At 37.3% G+C, this 19712-nt stretch carries 14 protein-coding genes; 9 read left to right on the forward strand and 5 right to left on the reverse strand.

The genetic code is table 11. The annotated features are described in order from the left end of the window. Positions 1-21: 21 nt before the first annotated feature. On the forward strand, positions 22-987 hold the full coding sequence (locus R2R71_RS11585; protein ID WP_316831425.1) for a hypothetical protein: 966 nt from the start codon (positions 22-24) through the stop codon (positions 985-987). Between the two features lie 50 nt (positions 988-1037). Here R2R71_RS11585 and R2R71_RS11590 read toward each other — a convergent pair whose 3' ends face one another. The 3 genes from R2R71_RS11590 to R2R71_RS11600 form a co-directional block, all read right to left on the reverse strand. After that, positions 1038-2363: an OmpA family protein gene (locus R2R71_RS11590; protein WP_316831426.1), complete on the reverse strand. Its 1326-nt coding sequence runs from the start codon at positions 2361-2363 to the stop codon at positions 1038-1040. 99 nt (positions 2364-2462) lie between these two features. Further along, positions 2463-4172, reverse strand: coding sequence for a gamma-glutamyltransferase (gene ggt / locus R2R71_RS11595; protein WP_316831427.1), 1710 nt, complete (start codon positions 4170-4172; stop codon positions 2463-2465). Next, the gene (locus R2R71_RS11600) at positions 4144-5919 is read right to left on the reverse strand and encodes a long-chain fatty acid--CoA ligase (protein ID WP_316831428.1); all 1776 of its coding nucleotides are present in this window, start codon (positions 5917-5919) and stop codon (positions 4144-4146) included. The genes ggt and R2R71_RS11600 overlap by 29 nt, the downstream gene beginning before the upstream one ends. A gap of 258 nt (positions 5920-6177) precedes the next feature. On the opposite strand from R2R71_RS11600, the gene R2R71_RS11605 reads away from it, so the two are divergent. Then, on the forward strand, positions 6178-6645 hold the full coding sequence (locus R2R71_RS11605) for a hypothetical protein (protein ID WP_316831429.1): 468 nt from the start codon (positions 6178-6180) through the stop codon (positions 6643-6645). Between the two features lie 75 nt (positions 6646-6720). On the opposite strand, the gene R2R71_RS11610 is transcribed toward R2R71_RS11605, so the two are convergent. Then, complete coding sequence (locus R2R71_RS11610; RefSeq protein ID WP_316831430.1) at positions 6721-8550, reverse strand: M61 family metallopeptidase; 1830 nt, start codon at positions 8548-8550, stop codon at positions 6721-6723. A gap of 278 nt (positions 8551-8828) precedes the next feature. Here R2R71_RS11610 and R2R71_RS11615 point away from each other — a divergent pair, with 278 nt between their 5' ends. The 6 genes from R2R71_RS11615 to htpG all read left to right on the forward strand — a co-directional run bounded on the left by R2R71_RS11615 (position 8829) and on the right by htpG (position 17768). Further along, positions 8829-9929 carry an efflux RND transporter periplasmic adaptor subunit gene (locus tag R2R71_RS11615; protein ID WP_316831431.1) on the forward strand — a complete coding sequence of 367 codons (1101 nt, stop codon included), beginning with the start codon at positions 8829-8831 and terminating at the stop codon, positions 9927-9929. Between the two features lie 2 nt (positions 9930-9931). Beyond that, positions 9932-13042 (forward strand): efflux RND transporter permease subunit, encoded by a 3111-nt coding sequence (locus tag R2R71_RS11620; RefSeq protein ID WP_316831432.1) that lies wholly within the window; start codon positions 9932-9934, stop codon positions 13040-13042. Between the two features lie 2 nt (positions 13043-13044). Beyond that, the gene (locus tag R2R71_RS11625; RefSeq protein WP_316831433.1) at positions 13045-14361 is read left to right on the forward strand and encodes a TolC family protein; all 1317 of its coding nucleotides are present in this window, start codon (positions 13045-13047) and stop codon (positions 14359-14361) included. 17 nt (positions 14362-14378) lie between these two features. Further along, the gene (locus R2R71_RS11630; protein ID WP_316831434.1) at positions 14379-15239 is read left to right on the forward strand and encodes an N-acetylglucosamine kinase; all 861 of its coding nucleotides are present in this window, start codon (positions 14379-14381) and stop codon (positions 15237-15239) included. A 104-nt stretch (positions 15240-15343) separates the two neighbouring features. Beyond that, entirely contained in the window at positions 15344-15736 is a 393-nt protein-coding gene (locus tag R2R71_RS11635; RefSeq protein ID WP_316831435.1) for a PleD family two-component system response regulator, read from the forward strand. A gap of 145 nt (positions 15737-15881) precedes the next feature. Beyond that, on the forward strand, positions 15882-17768 hold the full coding sequence (gene htpG, locus R2R71_RS11640; protein WP_410478222.1) for a molecular chaperone HtpG: 1887 nt from the start codon (positions 15882-15884) through the stop codon (positions 17766-17768). 84 nt (positions 17769-17852) lie between these two features. On the opposite strand, the gene R2R71_RS11645 is transcribed toward htpG, so the two are convergent. Continuing rightward, positions 17853-18347: a type I restriction endonuclease gene (locus R2R71_RS11645; RefSeq protein WP_316831436.1), complete on the reverse strand. Its 495-nt coding sequence runs from the start codon at positions 18345-18347 to the stop codon at positions 17853-17855. A 377-nt stretch (positions 18348-18724) separates the two neighbouring features. On the opposite strand from R2R71_RS11645, the gene R2R71_RS11650 reads away from it, so the two are divergent. Then, on the forward strand, positions 18725-19465 hold the full coding sequence (locus R2R71_RS11650) for a LytTR family DNA-binding domain-containing protein (RefSeq protein WP_316831437.1): 741 nt from the start codon (positions 18725-18727) through the stop codon (positions 19463-19465). Positions 19466-19712 lie beyond the last annotated feature (247 nt).

The raw sequence follows: 19712 nt of genomic DNA on the forward strand, positions 1-19712 counted from the left end.
CACAAATGAAAACATTAAACTATGCTAAAAAAGAAAAAAATTGTGCTTCTTTTTACACTTATTTTATCGGGTGTACTGGCAAAAGCACAGGTGTCTTATTTTGGAAATGAGCCACTAAACAAAGAAAAACTAAATATCCTTAAAACTACAACAACCTTATTTACGTTGCAGTATGCGGACTACGCTGAACTGGAGAAATTTAACGAAGCAATTAAAAAAACCTGGACAATATCCCCTTATAAAATAATTAAACCAGAAGAGTTAGCCGGTTATGATGCGCTTCCAAATTACTCTTTTTTTTATTTTGATGCTTTTGGTGATAATACAGACAGTATAACCAATTCAAATATTGTTTACGCTTTAAAATTAATTACACCATCTAAAATACCAAAGCAAAAAGAAGAGAATGTTTTCGGTTTTGTTACCCTCTTCGCAGATGTATACACAAACATGATGGTGAAGGAACAAAACAAAAAAAATCGTCCAAAAAAGGGTTCAAAGACTCAATTATTAAATACTTTATATAACAACTCACAATTTATTAACTGGTCGCCTGGTTTTCTTGCCGGGTATTTAAAACAGATTAATGATGGTTTGCTGGAGCAACAAAACAGAGAATTAGATTATCAGTTTTACAATAAAGTGAGGCTTCCGGCACTAGAAAAAGAAACGCTTTATGTTCCTGAATATGTCAGGGAGATATTCTCATCACAGTCTGTACGGTCGCCAAAAGCTACCCCGGCAGTCCAGGAACCTTATAATTATAAGCTTAAATTTATACCTTTTAAAGAACTCGACAGTTTAATATTAGCTAAAGATTCAAATATTAAATACCTTGTTTACACGCAACGATCTAATGATAAAATCATAAGTGTTTATGACAGCAGGGATGATAGAATTATTTACCAGAAGTTCTCTTATCAATCCCCCGATTTTGCTATGAGCGATTTGATCGACATAAAAAATGTAATTAAGTCGCTTAAATAAAAAAAGCTCCCGGTTTTGCCGGGAGCTTTTTTTATATGTTTTAAAACAGACTAGTAAAGCGTAAACTCTACACGACGGTTTTTCTGACGACCAGCTGCAGTTTTATTTGTTGCAATTGGTTGGCTCATTCCATAACCTGTAGCTTCGATACGTGAAGCATTTGCACCTTGAGAAACCAAGTAAGCTTTTACAGATTCTGCTCTTGCTTTTGATAAACGTAAGTTTAGCTCTTTAGAACCAGTATTATCAGTATGACCAGCTAATTTCAAGCTAAAGTTTTTCTGAACTAATAATGCTGCTACTCTGTTTAATGATGCAAAAGATTTAGCACGGATTGTAGCTTTATTTAAATCGAATTCTAAGTTTTTGATTGCTTCATTAACTACTTTACGATCTTCTTCAGTTACAACCACTTTCTCTACAACTTTTTCAGGTGTTTTCAATGGACAACCAGCACCATCTACAACTGTACCTGAAGGCGTTCCAGGGCATTTATCTAATTTATCTGCAACACCATCACCATCAGTGTCTTTTAATAAATCAGCCATTTCTGAACGCAATTTGGCATTCTCTGCTTTTTGCGCATCTAAATCGCCTTTTAATGCATTAGCTGTATTTTTTGCAGCTACGGCTTCATCGTAGGTTGCAGCAACAGGATTGTGGAAAGCCAATTGTTTTCCTTTACCCAATGCAAATTCTAAACCTGCATAAGCATAGTTGAATTTATCATTATTACCACTTTTGTATAAACCATCTACGTTATCACCATCAACATAGTTAATAGTCCAACCTAAATCTATGTTAACACCATCCGATACTTTAAATTTAGCACCAACACCTACAGGAATAACTAATTCCCCGATTGTTTTACCACCAGCATATGCAGATGTTCCCGCAGCAGTAGTTATTGTTGGTTTGTAACCAGCTAAACCAGCACCCGCTGAAGCGTATAACTGAACCGCATTTTCTTTTCTGAACATGTCAATATTAAACAGATTGAAAACAGCATTTAAACTTACGGCATAATTTAACTTGGTATCAAAAGCAGACACAGTACTTGTGTTAGAAAAACCACTATCATAAGCTTCTGAATTATCGCCTTTTAACTTACCCATCACTCCATCTAAACGTAAAGAGAAATAGTTGGTTAATTGTTTCTTTACATATAATCCGTAACCGAAACTTGTTTTGTTATTACTGAAGTCATTCCTTCCACCAAGTGGAGATAATGGTGTTAAGCCTCCGGCATTCACGCCAATCGACCAGGTTCTAAAAGGAGTTGTTGCAGTTGCAGCAGGTTCCTGAGCCATTGCAGCTGTACCCGCTAGTAATCCGGCTAATACCACCGGAAGGGATTTGAATAAATTTGATTTCATGTCGTTTTTTAGTTTAACGTTAGTAAGCGTTGCCCACATATTACAATCGTCATACCAAAATGTTTACGAATGGTAAATATTTTTTTAAAAAGTTAAAAATTAATACCCGATTGCCTTATCATCTCCACGAGGATCTGCTCCTCCCTGATAGGCTCCCCATTTTGTTCTCAATATAGCATCAACCCTACCTATTGCGCCTCGGGAAAGAATTTTATAACCTTTAGCCTTTAACTTTTCTGTAGTTAAACTATCCAAAGCATCCTTTTCAACGTAAACTTCATCAGGCAACCATTGGTGATGAAATTTTTTCGCTGCAACAGCAGATTGCATTGGCATTTCAAAATCGATAACATTGATAATGGTTTGAAAAACAGACGTTATAATCGTCGAACCTCCAGGGGTACCAACTACCATAAATAATTTTCCATCTTTTTCAACAATACTTGGTGTCATCGAACTTAACATTCTTTTATTCGGCGCAATGGCATTGGCTTCACCGCCAATTAAACCGTACATATTTGGTGCGCCAGGTTTAACTGAAAAATCGTCCATCTCGTTGTTTAAAAGAAATCCTCCGCCTTTAACCACAACCAGCGAACCATAAGAACCATTTAAGGTAGTGGTTATCGATACTGCATTGCCATCCCTGTCAACCACAGAAAAATGGGTTGTTTCCTCATGTTCTTTTCCTTTTACAACTCCGGCCTGGATTGAACTGCTTGGTGTTGCAGCATTCCAATTGAAATTCGACATCCGCATTTTATTATAGCTTCTGTCTAAGAGTTCATTTTTTGGTACAGCATAAAAATCCGGATCGCCAAGGTGCGTAGCCCTGTCGGCATATACACGCCTTTCTGCTTCAACAATCAGTTGTACTGTCGAATCAGCGTTATGCCCCCACTTTTTTAAAGGATAAGGCTCTACACTTTGTAACAGCTGAATTAAAGCAATCCCCCCACTCGATGTAGGCGGCATAGTAATAATTTTATACCCGCGATAATCGCCTGTAACTGGCTTTCTCCAGGTGGCATGATAATTTTGTAAATCAGTTTTTGTAATCAATCCTTTGCCCTTTTGCATTTCAGCAACTATAGAATCGGCAACAGCACCTTCATAGAAACCAGCTCTTTCCTTTTCCTGAATAAGTTTCAAAGTATTAGCTAATTCTTGCTGAACAAGCAAATCGCCTTCTTTCCAGGTGCTTTCTAAATTAATAAAAGCAGTTCCGTCGGGATTGAATTTCATAAAATCACGATGTAGACTATTTAGTTCAGAAGCTTGTCTTTTAGTTATCTTGAAACCATTTTTTGCCAGATCAATTGCAGGTTGTAGAACTGCAGCCCAGCTTAATTTCCCGTATTTTTTATGTGCTTCAACCATGCCATCTACCGAACCTGGTACACCAACGGCTAAATGACCATATAAACTTTTATTAACAATAGGATTGCCTGCAGAATCCAGGTACATATCCCTGCTGGCCAGGGCAGCAGCTTTTTCCCTAAAATCAAGAGCATTAATTTCTCCTTTTGCAGAACGATAAACCATGAAGCCTCCGCCACCAAGGTTACCGGCATTGGGATAAACAACAGCCAATGCAAATTGAACGGCAACTGCTGCATCTACCGCATTTCCGCCTTTTTTTAAAATACTGATACCTACTTCAGATGCTTCAGGATGTGCGGAAACAACCATTCCGTTCTTATATTCACCACTATTGTTTTTACCCAGCTGGCCACTAACACAACCTGCCAATAAAACTACTATTGCTATAAAAGAAACACTAATGCGCTGCTTTAAAGTCTTCTGCATCTTTATATATTTTTTCAATTGTATTGTTATTCTTTTCAGTAATCACCTTTCTTTTCAGGCTTAATTTAGGCGTAAGTTCACCACCGTCAATACTCCATTCCTTTGGCAAGAGGGCAAATCTTTTTACCTGCTCCCACTTTCCAAATCCGACATTTGCAGCTTCTATTACTTCATTGTATTTGGTTAAAACCTGCTCGTTTTTAATGATTTCTTCGTTTGAAGTAAATGAAATACCTTTTCTGCCAGCCCAGGTTTTTAAGGTTTCGAAATTTGGAACGATTAAGGCTGAAGGAAACTTCCTGTTTTCACCTAAAACCATAATCTGCTCAATAAATATAGATTCTTTATACTTATTCTCGAGCATTTGTGGCGCAACATATTTACCGCCAGCAGTTTTAAACATTTCTTTTTTACGGTCGGTAATTCTTAAAAAGCGGTTATCAACCAGCTCCCCGATATCACCGGTATGGAACCAACCATCTTTATCAATGGCCTCTGCGGTTAAATCAGGTCGGTTATAGTAACCTTTCATTACCTGATGCCCACGGGTTAAAACTTCTCCATCCTGTGCTATTTTAACTTCAACACCTTTTATCACTTCGCCCACAGAACCAAATAATGTTCCTCCGAAGTGATTTACAGTAATCACCGGCGATGTCTCGGTTAATCCGTAGCCTTCAAACACAGGCATTCCGGCAGCCCAGAAAATTCTTGCCAGCCTTGGATTTAATGCCGCTCCACCCGAAACAATAACAACAATTTCACCGCCCAGTGCTTCCTGCCATTTTTTAAATACAAGCTTACGGGCAATGCTCAATTTAAAATTATACCAGGCACTTGCATCCGTGGTATATTTTTCTGCCAGGGCTACCGACCAGAAGAAAATACCTCTTTTTATCCCGGTTAGGGCTTTCCCCCTTTCCATAATTTTATCGTATACTTTCTCAAGCAAACGTGGAACCGTTGAGAATGCATTCGGCTTTACCTGTTGAATATCTGCAACGATGGTATCCATGCTTTCAGCGTAATAAACTGAAGTGCGGTTATACAAGTACAGGTAGATAATCATCCGTTCGAAAATATGCGATAAAGGAAGAAAGCTTAATCCTTTCTTAATTCCTTCGGGCATAATAACTGATGAGTTTTCGAAATTGGCTACCAGGTTATTGTGGGTAAGCATTACCCCTTTTGGGGTACCTGTTGTTCCTGAAGTATATATCAAAGTAAGGATATCTTCGGGCTCAACTTTACTCCTGTATTCATCAAGATCAATGTCGCTGCTCTTTTTCCCTTCATCAACCAATGTATCCCAACAATCAGCACCTTTAATATCATTAAAAGCGTAAATTTTTATTTCGGGATTAACCGCTTCTACATTAGGTTTAATTCTTTTATACAAATCTTCATCTGCAACAAATACCACGGTGATTTCAGCATCTTTTAATATAAACTGAATATCATGATCGGCAAGTGTTGGATATAGCGGAATCTGGTAAGCACCTATCTGATTTGCAGCAAAATCTGCAATATTCCATTCCGGACGATTGTGAGACATTACCGCTACACGTCCACCTTTCTTGATGCCGGCTTTAATCAAACCACGGCTTAAATCATCAACTTTTTCACAAAATGCTGATGTACTATAATTTATCCACTTACCATTTATTTTACCGTTGATAAATTCTTGCTGAGGTTGCTCAAGGCTATATTTTAAAAGGTCGAATACCCGTGTGATTGCTGTAGCCATATTGATTATAATATTTGGTTAAGTTAAAAAAAATCGAACATAAAGGTTCATACCTCTACTTCGTTCATCGGAAAAATCTTGCTCTACATTAAAATACCAAAACTGAATTCGGTTTAAAATATTTAAATAAACTTAGCAATTTCAAAATTACTATGCAAGCATTGTTTTTATCTCGCCTAATTTTTACCTACAAAACATAATCGGCACTAAAGTTGTTAGGCTGATATTACTTTAAAAAAACATTATAATATTTAAATTATGAAAAAATTACTTTTTACTATTTTCGGATGCGCTGCTCTATTTGCATTGAGTACAACAGAAGTTAAAGCACAAAATTACAAAACAGGTGTGGGTTTAGGCCTTGACTTCGGCGATGGCGCTACTTTGGTTGGTCCATCTTTAAGACATCACTTCAGCAGAAATGCTGCTATTCAAGGTGAGGTTTTATTTGGAGGTAACTCAACTTTCATTCAGGCATTTTTACAATATAACACACCAATTAAAGGTGCATCTGGATTGGATTTCTATGTAGGTGGTGGTCCGTCTTTCCAGTTATATGATGGTGGTTCGAGCTTTTATTTAGTTCCTATGGCCGGGCTTGATTATAAAATCAGTGGTGCGCCACTAGCTGTTTCTTTTGACTGGAGACCTAGAATTTATTTAGGTGATGGTGGAAGCAACTTTAGCGCCGGCAGATTTGGCTTAGGTTTCAGATATACTTTTTAAGTAAATCCAACACATAAAAAAAACCGTTCAGGTATTCCTGAACGGTTTTTTTTATGTGTCAACCTTAAAATATTACTAAATACCCATCCATTTTTTAATCACAGCTTTTTGTGCAGGCGTAGCATTTTCGTCAATTGTAGCTTTTAGTCGCACACTTGGGTTTGCTTTTAATGTTAACGCAATCTCCTTTTCAATTCCATCACGTTTCACTTTCAACTTCAACACATCACCAATCTTTTTGTTTGCAACAACCGGTAAAGACTCAAGTGAAACGGCCGGAGTACGTAATTTTATAGTACTTAAAGCATCGCTTACAGAAACATCATCCAGTGCGATAATTACATCATTTACATTTAAACCTGCATCCCATGCTGCTGAAGCCCTTGTTGTAGAAGTTACGGTTAAGCCATCATTGCTCAACTGTGCCGCAGCTCCGGTTACGGGTTTATCAGGTGTAGCATTTTCTGTCGAAACATTAACACCTGCATAACCAAAGTATTTTACATATTCCGCATCAACAACACCGTTTACATATTTATCCCAGAAATTAGTAAAACTTATTCCTGAAATTTTCTCGACCATTGCCTTAAACTCTGCATCGGTATAACCACGCTTTAAAGTTTTGCATTGTAAGTACATGGCTTTCATTACATCATCAAGGCTTTTTGCGCCTTTTGTTGCATTGATAATTTCCAGATCCATTAGTAAACCGATTACCTCACCTTTATTGTAGTAAGAAATCGAATTATTTTTTGAGTTTTCATTCGGACGGTAACCAATAATCCAGGCATCGTAGCTTGAAGAAGCAGCCGATTGTACTTTAGCTCCCGGCGTATTCAATACGGTTGCTGTTGCTGCTGCAAGTGCATTTACAAAACCATTTGGATCGCTAAAACCAGCTCTTAAAACATATTTGTTTTCGTAATATGAGGTAAATCCTTCCGCAACCCAAAGATTGGTCGTATAATTTTCGTTATCGTAATCGAAAGGCCCCAAAGCTACCGGACGCAAACGTTTTACATTCCACAGGTGGTGGTACTCGTGTGCAACTAAGCCCAGAAATCCCTTATAACCCGCTTCGGTACTGTAGGCATTTCTGCTTGCGCCCAGCGTTGTAGAGTTTAAATGCTCTAAACCTCCGCCACCGCGGTTAAAGTTATGTACGATAAACAGGTAATACTTGTTAGGGTTTTCGCCATAAACAGCAGTTGCCTGCTCAACAATTTTTGGCATATCTACCTTAAGTTTTTCTTTATCGTAGTTGCCGCCACCGTACATCGCTACTTCGTGGCGAACACCTGCAGCCATAAACTCAAATGTATCCTGGTTACCAACTTCAATAGGGCTATCATATAACCAATCAAAATCCGGCGCAGTATAAGTGAACTGTTGTCCGGCAACCGGTGTTAAACCTGTTGATACTTTGCTCCAGGTATTGAAAGGAATAATCTTAACTGTACTTGGCGATTTAATCATCCCGGCAGGGTGCATAAAAATCCCTGTTGGCGATAAAAATGCATGTGACTCGTCGATAAACGGTGTACGTACAGAAATTTCGAATGCATAAACACGGTAGTTTATTTTGATATTATTTGCCTTAGCAGAAAAAACCCTCCAGATATTTTTACGTACTTTTTCAACTTTTAGTGTTTTACCAGAAGCTGATGCCGTGAAACCCTCAACACTTTTTTCAAATTCGCGTACCAGATAAGAACCTGGTGTCCAAACTGGCATCTTAACATCTACATAATCTTTAGCAAGACCTGAAATATTCATTTGCACCTCTGCATAGTGTGCCTGTGGTTCTTTAAAGGAAACCTCAAAACCTATTTTTACTTGCGCCTTCGCTGCCATAATCCCTGTTAGTAATACAACTAAACCTACTATCAATTTTTTAATAAACATATCATTGTGTTTTGCCACAAATTTATATTTTATCGTATTGCTATAAAATTTAATTCATTTTTTGGGTCGTAAAATAATTAATACAAGGCGTTTTAGTTTAATCCATTTGTAATTTATTAAATCTAAGCAGGCTGCAAACATTAAAAATAAGCTTATATAAGCTGCTGTAACATCCTTAATACAACAAATTTATGATTAAACAATTTGAATATTTTTACAAGCTTTTTTGGCAACATTGCAATAATTAATGCTTGCTTAAAAGAACTACACAAATACAAATGAAGAAAAGATATATTATTTACATTGTTTTGGCCCTGGGTCTCGCATATCTGGTTTACTACAGAATTAATGCAAACAAAAAATTAGATGGTAAAGGCGGCGCTGCTGCCGGAGCTGGTAAGGATAGTAAAGGCGGTAAAGATGGAAAAGGTGCCCCGGCATTGGTTGTAGATGGAATTGTTGTAAAACCAGCTAAATTCGATAACGATTTGGAAGTTACAGGAGCGATTGAAGCAAATGAATCGGTTGTGCTGAAAAGTGAAGTTTCGGGGCTGGTAACAGGCATTTTCTTCAAAGAAGGCACCAATGTTTCGAAAGGCAGTGTGCTTGTTAAAGTAAACGACAGGGATATCCAGGCACAGTTACAGGATGCGCTCACAAAACAAAAACTATCAGGAACGAACGAAAACCGGGCAAAGCAACTGCTTGAAAAAGGCGCAATTAGCCAGGAAGAATATGATACAGCGCTTGCCGATTTAAAATCTTTCCAATCGCAAACCAACTTAATTCGGGCTCAGCTTGCTAAAACGACCATCCGTGCACCATTTAGCGGTCGGGTTGGTCTACGCAGTATTTCTGCAGGAACCTACTTAACACCGGCTACCGTGATTGCGAACCTGGTAAGTACAAATCCTGTTAAAATAACTTTTTCAGTACCAGAAAAGTACGCCGGCCAGATTAAAATTGGCTCTGAAATACAGTTCACGACCGATGGATCTTCAAAGCAAAATACTGGAAAAGTTTATGCTATTGAACCTGGAATTAATGCTGCCACGCGTACGCTACAAATCCGTGCGCTAGCACCAAATGCTGATAATCTATTGTTACCAGGTTCTTTTGCGAAAATTAAACTGGCGCTAAATACCTTACAAGATGCTATTCTGATCCCTAATGAAGCCGTAATACCGGTTTTAAAAGGAAAGATTGTCTATATACAAAAAGATGGAAAAGCACAGGAAGTTAAAGTTGAAGCCGGAACGCGTACAGATGAAAGCATCGTAATCACATCGGGTTTAAAAGCTGGTGATACCGTTTTAACAACTGGCGCTATGGCTTTGAAGAAAGATGCACCTGTTAAAGTTCATTTGGTTAAAGAATAATTATGAGTATCTCAACCACGAGTATAAAAAGACCTGTTCTGGCCATTGTTATGAACCTGCTGATTGTCCTCTTCGGGATAATCGGCTATAATTTCCTTGGTGTACGCGAGTACCCTTCGATTGACCCAACTGTCGTTTCCGTTAGAACCTCTTATCCGGGAGCAAACTCCGACATTATCGAATCGCAGATTACAGAGCCTTTAGAAAAATCAATTAATTCCATTGATGGTATCCGGAATATTTCTTCATCAAGTAATCAGGGAACCAGCAACATTACCATCGAATTTAACCTCGATAAAAATATCGAGGAAGCCACAAATGATGTGCGTGACAAGGTTTCGCAGGCTGCAAGAACGTTACCCAGGGATATCGATGGTTTACCAATTGTAAGCAAAGCTGATGCTAACTCGGATGCAATCTTATCCATGACCATCCAGAGTGATAAAAGAAATACACTGGAGTTAAGTGATTTTGCAGAGAACGTTATCGCCGACAGGATCCAAACCATCCCTGGTGTGAGTAGTGTTCAGATACAAGGCCAAAGGAAATATGCCATGCGTATTTGGATGGACCCGAACAAACTGAGTGCTTATGGCTTAACCTCTCAGGATATAGTAACTGCACTCGACAATGAAAACGTAGAATTACCTTCAGGAAAAATTACCGGTGCAACCACCGAACTTACCGTAAAAACCTTAGGTAAACTAACCAACGAAACACAATTCAACAATTTAATTTTAAAAACCGACAGCAATCAGGTAATTAAATTGAAAGATGTAGGTTATGCCGTTTTAGGCCCTGAAAACGAAGAAACCATTTTACGCGAATCGGGCAGGCCAATGGTTGCCGTTGCAATCATCCCTCAACCAGGTGCCAACTATTTAGACATTAGTAAAGAATTCTATAAACGTTTCGATAAATTAAAAGCTGACATCCCTCAGGATATTAAACTTAAAGTAGCATTAGATACTACCTTATTTATTAAACGTTCGGTTACAGAAGTTGCTGAAACCATCGGTCTATCCCTTGTTTTGGTAATCCTGATTATCTACCTCTTTTTCAGAGATTGGGCTATTGCTTTCAGGCCATTAATCGATATTCCGGTTTCGCTTATTTTCACCTTTTTCATTATGTACGCTTTCGGGTTTTCCATCAACGTACTGAGTTTACTGGCCATTGTACTTGCAACAGGTTTAGTGGTTGATGACGGTATCGTGGTAACCGAAAACATTTTCAAGAAGGTAGAAGAAGGCATGTCGCCCTTTGAAGCTGCTATAAAAGGTTCAAACGAGATTTTCTTTGCGGTAATATCTATTTCAATTACCCTTGCAGCGGTTTTCCTTCCCGTAATATTTTTACAGGGATTTGTGGGGCGTTTATTCAGGGAATTTGGGGTAGTAATCGGCGCTGCCGTACTGGTATCGGCCTTTGTATCGTTAACATTAACGCCAATGCTTAATGCTTACCTGATGAAAAAAGGTGGTCATACCCCATCAAAATTCTACAATTGGACCGAACCTTATTTTGTTAAACTCAACGATTCATACGAAGCTAACCTGAATAAATTCTTAGATAAAAGATGGCTATCTGTGCCGATTATTTTGGTTTGTATGGGAATGATCTTTTTGTTCTGGAAAGTGCTGCCTAAAGAAACGGCCCCCTACGATGACAGAAGTGCGATTAACATCAATGTTACTACACCCGAAGGCTCTTCATTCACCTATACCGACAAGTTTATCATGAAGATTAACCAGATGGTGATTGATTCGGTACCGGAGAAAAATGTAAACATTACCATTACCTCACCAGGTTTTGGAGGTGCCGGCTCTACCAACTCTGGATTTGTACGTATGGGATTGGTAAATCCTGAAGACAGGGAGCGCTCGCAAAAGGAAATTGCCGACATGCTGACCAAAATCACTAAAAAATACAGTGAAGGAAAAACCATTGTGAACCAGCAGCCTACAATTTCTGTTGGCCGCAGGGGCGGATTACCAATCAGTTACATCATCCAGGCTCAAAATTTTGAAAAGCTTCGCGAAAAGGTTCCATTATTTATGGATGAAGTGAGCAAAGACCCAACATTTACCGTTTCAGACGTTAACCTGAAATTTAACAAACCCGAAATTAACCTCACCATCGACAGGGATAAAGCAAAAAACCTTGGTGTTTCCATTTCGGCCATAGCACAAACACTGAACCTCGGTTTAAGCGGGCAGCGTTTCTCTTACTTCTTCATGAATGGAAAACAATACCAGGTAATCGGGCAGTTTGACAGAATGGACAGAAAAGATCCTTTGGATTTAAGTTCTGTGTATGTTAGAAGTGACAACGGAACTTTGGTTCAGCTCGACAACGTGGTTACGGATAAGGAAGAAAGTAGTCCGCCACAACTTTACCGCAATAACCGCTTTATTTCAGCAACAGTTTCGGCTGGTTTGGCGCCCGGTAAAAGTATAGGTGAAGGTATTGATGCAATGGATGCCATTGCAAAAAAGGTTTTAGATGAAACTTTTTCAACAGATTTAAGTGGCGAATCTCGCGATTTTAAAGAGAGTTCCTCAAATACATTTTTTGCATTCGGATTAGCTTTATTATTGGTTTATCTAATCCTGTCAGCACAATTCGAAAGTTTTAAAGATCCGATAATTATTATCTTAACCGTACCAATGGCTGTTGCCGGTGCATTTTTATCTTTATGGCTTTGTGGGCAGAGCTGGAATATCTTTAGCCAGATTGGTACCATTATGTTAATTGGCCTGGTAACTAAGAACGGTATTTTAATTGTCGAGTTTGCCAATCAGCTTAAAGAAAAAGGTATACCAATACCCGAAGCAATCCGAGAAGCGGCAGTATCGCGTTTACGTCCGATTTTAATGACAAGTTTAGCCATTGCAATCGGGGCACTTCCAATTGCATTAGCTTTAGGTGCTGCAGCAAAAAGCCGGATGAGTATGGGAACAGTTATCGTAGGTGGTACTATGTTCTCGTTAATTTTAACCTTATTCGTTATCCCTGCAATTTATTCTTACTGGGCAAAACCATATAAACCGAATAAAGAGTTAAAAGAAGCAGAACGTTTTGAACACGAAGCTTTAGAAGGCGCAAAATAAATATGATGATTAAAAGATTAAATCTACTCGTATTGTTAATGGTAATAATTTGCATTACCTCAAGGGCGCAGGAAAAACTGACGCTGGAAGATGCAATTACCATCGCCATGCAAAACAACTACGATATTAAAATAAGTAAAAACAACATTGCTATTGCTAAAAACAATGCAAATGTTGGTAATGCCGGCATGTTACCCAATTTAACTGGTAATTATTCCAATGGTGGAAGCCGTCAAAATACACGCCAAACACCGGCAACCGGTCCCGACAGGGTTATTACAGGCGCAAGAAGTACTAACAATGATTTGAGCGCTGATTTAAACTGGACAATTTTTGATGGTTTCAGCATGTTTGCCAATTACGATCGGCTGAAAGAACTTCAAAAACAAGGAGAAGTTACTTCCCGACTGGCCATTTTAACAACTACTGCTGATGTAATTTCAGCTTACTATGATGTGGTAAGGCAACAAAAACTGGTTATTGCTGCCGATAGTGCAATTGATATCTCTGTATTCAGAGAGAAAATAGCTAAAACCAAACTACAATTAGGCAGAGGCTCTAAGCTGGATGTATTAACTGCACAGGTAGATTACAATACCGATACCTCAAATTATTTGCAGCAAAAAAATGCCCTGCAAATTGCAAAAGTACGTTTAAACCAACTGCTGGTTAGAAATGTAAACCTTACTTTTTCAGTTGACAACAATATCGATATCGATCAGGCACTGGTTTACAGCCAGCTGTCAGAATTAGCATTGAAGCAAAATCCAAACGTTCAAAATGCTTTTATTAATCAACGGGTTGCATCATTAAATCTTAAAGCTGTAAAAGGCGCAAGGTACCCAGTAGTAAGTTTAAATTCGGGTTACAGCCGTACAAACAGCACTACACCTACAGGTTTTAACCAAAAGTTTGCCGCAAATGGTTTTACCTATGGTGTAACGGCCAGCCTTAATCTTTTTAATGGCTTCATACAAAGGCAGAATGAACGCAATGCGAAAATCGAAATCGAAAATTCTACCTTAAACCTGGATAAGGCAAAACTTGATGTAAGCACACAATTACTTACTGCATATCAGAATTATAGTACTTACCTGGATTTAGTTAAACTCGAGCAGAGAAATGTAGATATCGCTAAAGAAAACCTGGATATCACCCTAGCAAAATACAGATTAGGAAGCATTGCTCCATTAGAGTTAAGGGAAGCACAACGAAACGCTATTGATGCACAAAATCGTTTTATTGAGATGCAATATCAGGCTAAAATGGCAGAAGTTACTTTAAAAGAAATCAGTGGCAATATAAATTTGTCTAATTAATTTTTATATTTATTCTCATGATACTTGTTGCAGATAGTGGCTCATCAAAAGCTGATTGGATGGGATATTTTAATGGTGAAACCATTAAGTTTAATACCCAGGGAATAAATCCTTACTTTTTAAATGAACAGGAGATTACCCGGATAATTTTAGCCAATGAAGTTATAGCTCCACTGGTTAAGGAAGTAAAAGAAATTTACTTTTTTGGCTCAGGCTGTTCATCGCCCGATAAGCATGAAGTAGTTTCAAACGGACTTTCTGCAGTATTCACCAATGCATTCATATCCGTTGAACACGATCTGCTTGGTTCTGTTTATGCAACCTGTGGAGATTCGGAAGGCTTAAATTGTATTTTAGGCACCGGCTCAAACATCTGTTATTTCGATGGAAAAAAAATACACGAAGGACACCACGGCCTTGGCTATGTTTTAGGTGATGAAGGCTCAGGCACTTTTTTTGGCAAAAAAGTTTTGCTAAGTTACCTATACAAGAAAATGCCTGCCGATTTGGAAGCAGAATTTAAAAAAACATTCCCTGCCGAAAAGGAACAGATTATTACGAATGTTTATCAAAAACCCTTTCCGAATATTTACCTCGCAGGTTTTAGCCGCTTTCTGATTAATAACTACGAGCACAGCTTTGTTAAAGATATACTGAGAAAAGGATTTCAGGAATTTGTAGATACCAATATTAAGGATTACCCAGGCTACAAAAACATCCCTTGCCATTTTGTTGGCTCAATAGCCTTTTATTATCAGGATATTTTAAAAGAAGTTTTAAAGGAAAATGGTATCACCGCAGGAAAAATTCTGCAAAAACCAATCAACGACCTTTATAATTATATCCTGAACAAAGAAGGCGTAAAGCAAGAAATATAATCCGGGAACAAGAGATTTTAAATATTAATAAAATCTTAAAACATTGTAAACATAACATCAAACATTTTGTTATAATTACAAAGCATATAAAATGCTAAAAGAATATGAAGAGAATACTGGTAGTTGATGATGATATTGAGGTTTTAGAAACCATACAACTAATACTGGAAATAGGCGGATTTAAAGTTTCAGCACTTAATAATGGTGAAGAAGTTTTCGACAGGATAGATAGCTTTAAACCAGATTTAATATTACTCGATATCTCACTGGGCCATATTGACGGAAGGGTATTGTGCGAACAATTAAAATCGATCGATGCGACTTCAAAAATCCCCATCCTGCTGATTTCAGGCTTATATGACCCGAAAGATTTCACTACATTGAATTACGGACAGGACGATTTTCTTTCCAAACCATTCCAAATGGATGTACTGCTGAAAAAAATCAGCAAAATACTTTCTCTCGAAGAAAGTGAACCAAGTTTCCATTTAAATTAAAATTATACCATACATATAAAAGCCAAATGTTAGTAACATTTGGCTTTTTCTTTTAAAAACCTGCGTATTGCTGTCATTTTGGCAAACAAATAGCTTTGGAACAACCCTTGTTAGGCAGGATATAGATAAAACAACTTATTTACATATGAGCATACAGGAAAAAGGAAATATCTCGATACATACCGAGAACATTTTCCCAATAATTAAAAAGTTTTTATACTCAGATAACGAGATTTTTCTTCGCGAACTGGTTTCGAATGCAGTTGACGCTGTTCAAAAAATTAAAAGATTAGGTTCATTAGGACAGTTCAATGGTGAAGTTGGCCAGCCTTTAGTGCAGGTAGCTGTTGATAAAACTGCTAAAACCATTACTATTAGCGATAATGGTTTGGGTATGACTGCCGAAGAAATTAAAAAATATATCAATCAGGTTGCATTTTCAGGCGCCAGTGAGTTTGTAGAGAAATTTAAAGATGCAAAAGATGCCAACGAAATCATCGGTAAATTTGGTTTAGGGTTTTATTCGGCTTTTATGGTTGCCGATTTAGTTGAAATTCAAACCCTATCTTACCAGGATGGATCAGAACCGGCACGCTGGGTTTGTGATGGAAGTACCGAATTTGAAATCACCGAAGGTAGCAGAACTACCCGTGGTACCGACATCATTCTGCACGTAAACAAAGATTCAGAAGAATTTTTAGAAGAATCAAAGCTTCAGGAAATTTTAGATAAATATGCTAAATTCTTACCTGTTCCAATCAAATTCGGAACTAAAAACGAATCAATTGAAGATGGAGAGGATGAAGAAGGCAAGAAAAAATATAAAGATGTAGAAGTTGATAACATCATCAATACCACAAATCCGATCTGGACTAAAGCTCCTGCAGATTTGTCAGACGAAGATTACCTGAACTTCTATCGTGAATTATATCCATTCAGTGAAGAACCTTTATTCTGGATTCACCTGAACGTTGATTATCCTTTCAATCTAACCGGCGTATTGTATTTCCCTAAGTTGAAAAACGATTTCGAAATGCAGCGTAACAAGATCAAATTATACTCACGTCAGGTATTTATTACCGATGAAGTAAAAGATATCGTTCCTGAATTTTTAATGTTATTACACGGTGTGATTGACTCACCGGATATCCCGTTAAACGTTTCACGCAGTTTCTTACAGGCCGATAGCAATGTTAAGAAAATCAACAACTACATCACAAAGAAAGTTGCTGATAAATTAGCCGAGTTGTTTAACAAAGACCGTAAATCGTTCGAAGAAAAATGGAAAGACATTGGCCTTTTTGTTAAGTACGGCATGATTAGCGAAGAGAAGTTTTATGATAAAGCAAAAGATTTTGCCTTGGTAGGAAACACCAAAAACGAGCTTTTCACATTAAACGAATACAAAGACAAGGTTTCACCTTTACAAACCGATAAAAACGGAAATGTAGTTTATCTTTATTCGAATGATGCATCAAAACAAGATGCTTTTATACAATCGGCAAATAAAAAAGATTACGATGTTCTGGTTTTAGACTCTCCTATTGATAACCATTTCATTAATCAACTGGAACAAAAACTGGAGAAAACAACCATTAAACGTGTTGACTCTGGTGTTGCTGATAAACTGATTGAAAAAGATGAAGTTTACGAGCATGTTTTAAGTGATGATCAGGTTAAAGAAGTAACAGGTATTTTCGAAAAAGCCATTACCAAGCCAGGAATGCAGGTTGAAGTTGTTGCTTTAAACCCTGATGAATTGCCGGTAACCATTACCATGGATGAATTTATGCGCCGAATGAAAGATATGGCTGCTATGGGTGGTGGAATGGGTTTTTACGGACAAATGCCCGACAACTACAAAGTTGCCATTAACGGAAACCATAAACTGGTAAGCAAAATCTTAAAGGCAGAAGGTGAAGAGCAAAGTAATCTGGCAAAACAAGCTGTAGATTTAGCCTTATTAGCACAGGGAATGTTAACGGGCGCAGATTTAACTGCATTTGTTAGCAGAAGTGTTGAGTTAATTTAAAAGCAGGTTTATCATTCTCAAAATCCTTATAAATAAAAAGTCCCGATTTGCATCGGGACTTTTTATTTATAGATAGAAATATGTTTAACCAGCCGCACTTTGCTTAACATTAAAGTAATCTTTATGCTCCTCTAGCATTTTTGCAATAGTTGCTGCTTTAGTGTCTTTAACGTTGAAAACAAACAATGGTTCCTGTTTCTTTTTACTTCTAACCATTTTTTCAGTATAAAAACGGTATTCTAAGCCATTGGTAAGTAAACCATATTTTGCTTTTGTTTTGCGGAAATATTTTGATAAGCGAGAATCATGAATATCAAGACTATCCTCATGATGTTTACATTCAACTAAAATGGCAGGTTCACCATCTTTCATAATGGTATAATCAACTTTTTTACTTTTTTTAACACCAAAATCAAGAACAGCTTCAGATTGAACTTCAGAAGGATTGAAAACATCAAAGCCTAATATCTGGATAAAAGGCATAACCAATGCATTTCTTGTTAAATCTTCCGATTGAACCTGAGGGAGCATTTTCTTAATTCTTACGGCAAATTGTCCGATTTCGTCTTTAAGTTCCATGTCAAAATATATTTTAATAGGTATGTCTCTTAATGCTGTTTTCAAAAAACGGCTACATCACCAGTTGTAAACCCCAAAGTGTGTATGGCCTGTTAATTTTCTTTCCAGGCTACACAAACTGTGGGCAGGCAGATGTTTTTCAATCAAAAAAAAGTTCATTAAACTTCTTTCCAATTACTTCGTTTTTGGCAAACAGAATAAAGATTAAAAAATAGCCAGTGGTTGTTAACTTTTTTACATCAACCCCTTAAAATTTTACATCAAAGCCTGAAATACAAAGGTTAAAACCCGAAAAGTTTTTTTTACAGATATATGAAGAAATTCTTTTTTTAGCTAACTTGCAGGGAAATCTTTCCAAACACACTTTAGTAAAAATCATGAATTTAAAATGCGTTGTTATTGACGATGAACAACATGCCATTGAGGTATTAACTGACCACATTGCAGAGATGCCGGGTTTAACAGTGTTTAAAACATTTACTAGCCCGGTGCAGGCCCTTACTGAAATTAGTGTTGGCGATGAGATCGATTTGTTATTCATGGATATTGATATGCCAGGAATAAACGGATTGGAACTTGCCAAAAACATTAGAGAAAAAGCAAAATACCTTATTTTTACAACCGCACATCCCGATTACGCGTTGCAGGCATTTGATGTTCAATCAGACCAGTATCTGCTTAAACCAATTTCGTTCGCAAAGTTTGCTTTAGGAATTGACAGGATATTGAAAAAAGAAGCGAATAATGCAAAAAATGCAGCTAAAGAAACTGATCAGGTGGCAGCCTTATATATTAAGGGAGATCACAAATATGCATTCTCGAATATTTTGATTGATGATATTTTGTATATCAGGGCTTTGCAGAACTACATTCAGATCATTACAAAAACCGAAACAAACACAACTTACCTTACTTTAAAAGAAATTGAAAAGGCTTTAGAAAATCACGCTTTTATTCGTGTTAATAAATCAAACATCGTTGCTAAAGCAGCCATTAAAAAAGTGGATGGCAACATTATCAGATTGGTTAATAACGAGATGATTCAGATTGGGGAAGGCTATAAAGAAGCTTTTTTCGCCTATATACAAAGTAGCTTGTTAAAATCTGGGAGAAGTTAAACTACTTGTTAAAGATTTGTGACATTGATGAATTGGTAATAAGAACCGTATTCGCAGTTGGATCAGTGCTGAAGTTATTCTGAGACTTAACATTCTTATAAACAAATGCTGTGTTCTTTTTCAACTTATTAACGTTTTGGGTTTTCATATTGCTATTTTATTAATTTTTTTTGACATTCTCCAAACAATTATAAATTATTTGTTGAAAATTTGAGACATTGAAGAGTTAGTGATTAAAACAGTATTC

Origin of the sequence: Pedobacter aquatilis (assembly GCF_032678405.1) — a bacterium.
GTDB classification, from domain to species: domain Bacteria; phylum Bacteroidota; class Bacteroidia; order Sphingobacteriales; family Sphingobacteriaceae; genus Pedobacter; species Pedobacter aquatilis_A.

Coding starts and splice junctions, on each gene's coding strand:
- ggt (WP_316831427.1), bottom strand. CDS start 4,172: ATGCAGAAGACTTTAAAGCAGCGCATTAGTGTTTCTTTTATAGCAATA.
- R2R71_RS11615 (WP_316831431.1), top strand. CDS start 8,829: ATGAAGAAAAGATATATTATTTACATTGTTTTGGCCCTGGGTCTCGCA.
- R2R71_RS11610 (WP_316831430.1), bottom strand. CDS start 8,550: ATGTTTATTAAAAAATTGATAGTAGGTTTAGTTGTATTACTAACAGGG.
- R2R71_RS11635 (WP_316831435.1), top strand. CDS start 15,344: ATGAAGAGAATACTGGTAGTTGATGATGATATTGAGGTTTTAGAAACC.
- R2R71_RS11625 (WP_316831433.1), top strand. CDS start 13,045: ATGATGATTAAAAGATTAAATCTACTCGTATTGTTAATGGTAATAATT.
- R2R71_RS11590 (WP_316831426.1), bottom strand. CDS start 2,363: ATGAAATCAAATTTATTCAAATCCCTTCCGGTGGTATTAGCCGGATTA.
- R2R71_RS11630 (WP_316831434.1), top strand. CDS start 14,379: ATGATACTTGTTGCAGATAGTGGCTCATCAAAAGCTGATTGGATGGGA.
- R2R71_RS11645 (WP_316831436.1), bottom strand. CDS start 18,347: ATGGAACTTAAAGACGAAATCGGACAATTTGCCGTAAGAATTAAGAAA.
- htpG (WP_410478222.1), top strand. CDS start 15,882: ATGAGCATACAGGAAAAAGGAAATATCTCGATACATACCGAGAACATT.
- R2R71_RS11585 (WP_316831425.1), top strand. CDS start 22: ATGCTAAAAAAGAAAAAAATTGTGCTTCTTTTTACACTTATTTTATCG.
- R2R71_RS11650 (WP_316831437.1), top strand. CDS start 18,725: ATGAATTTAAAATGCGTTGTTATTGACGATGAACAACATGCCATTGAG.
- R2R71_RS11620 (WP_316831432.1), top strand. CDS start 9,932: ATGAGTATCTCAACCACGAGTATAAAAAGACCTGTTCTGGCCATTGTT.
- R2R71_RS11600 (WP_316831428.1), bottom strand. CDS start 5,919: ATGGCTACAGCAATCACACGGGTATTCGACCTTTTAAAATATAGCCTT.
- R2R71_RS11605 (WP_316831429.1), top strand. CDS start 6,178: ATGAAAAAATTACTTTTTACTATTTTCGGATGCGCTGCTCTATTTGCA.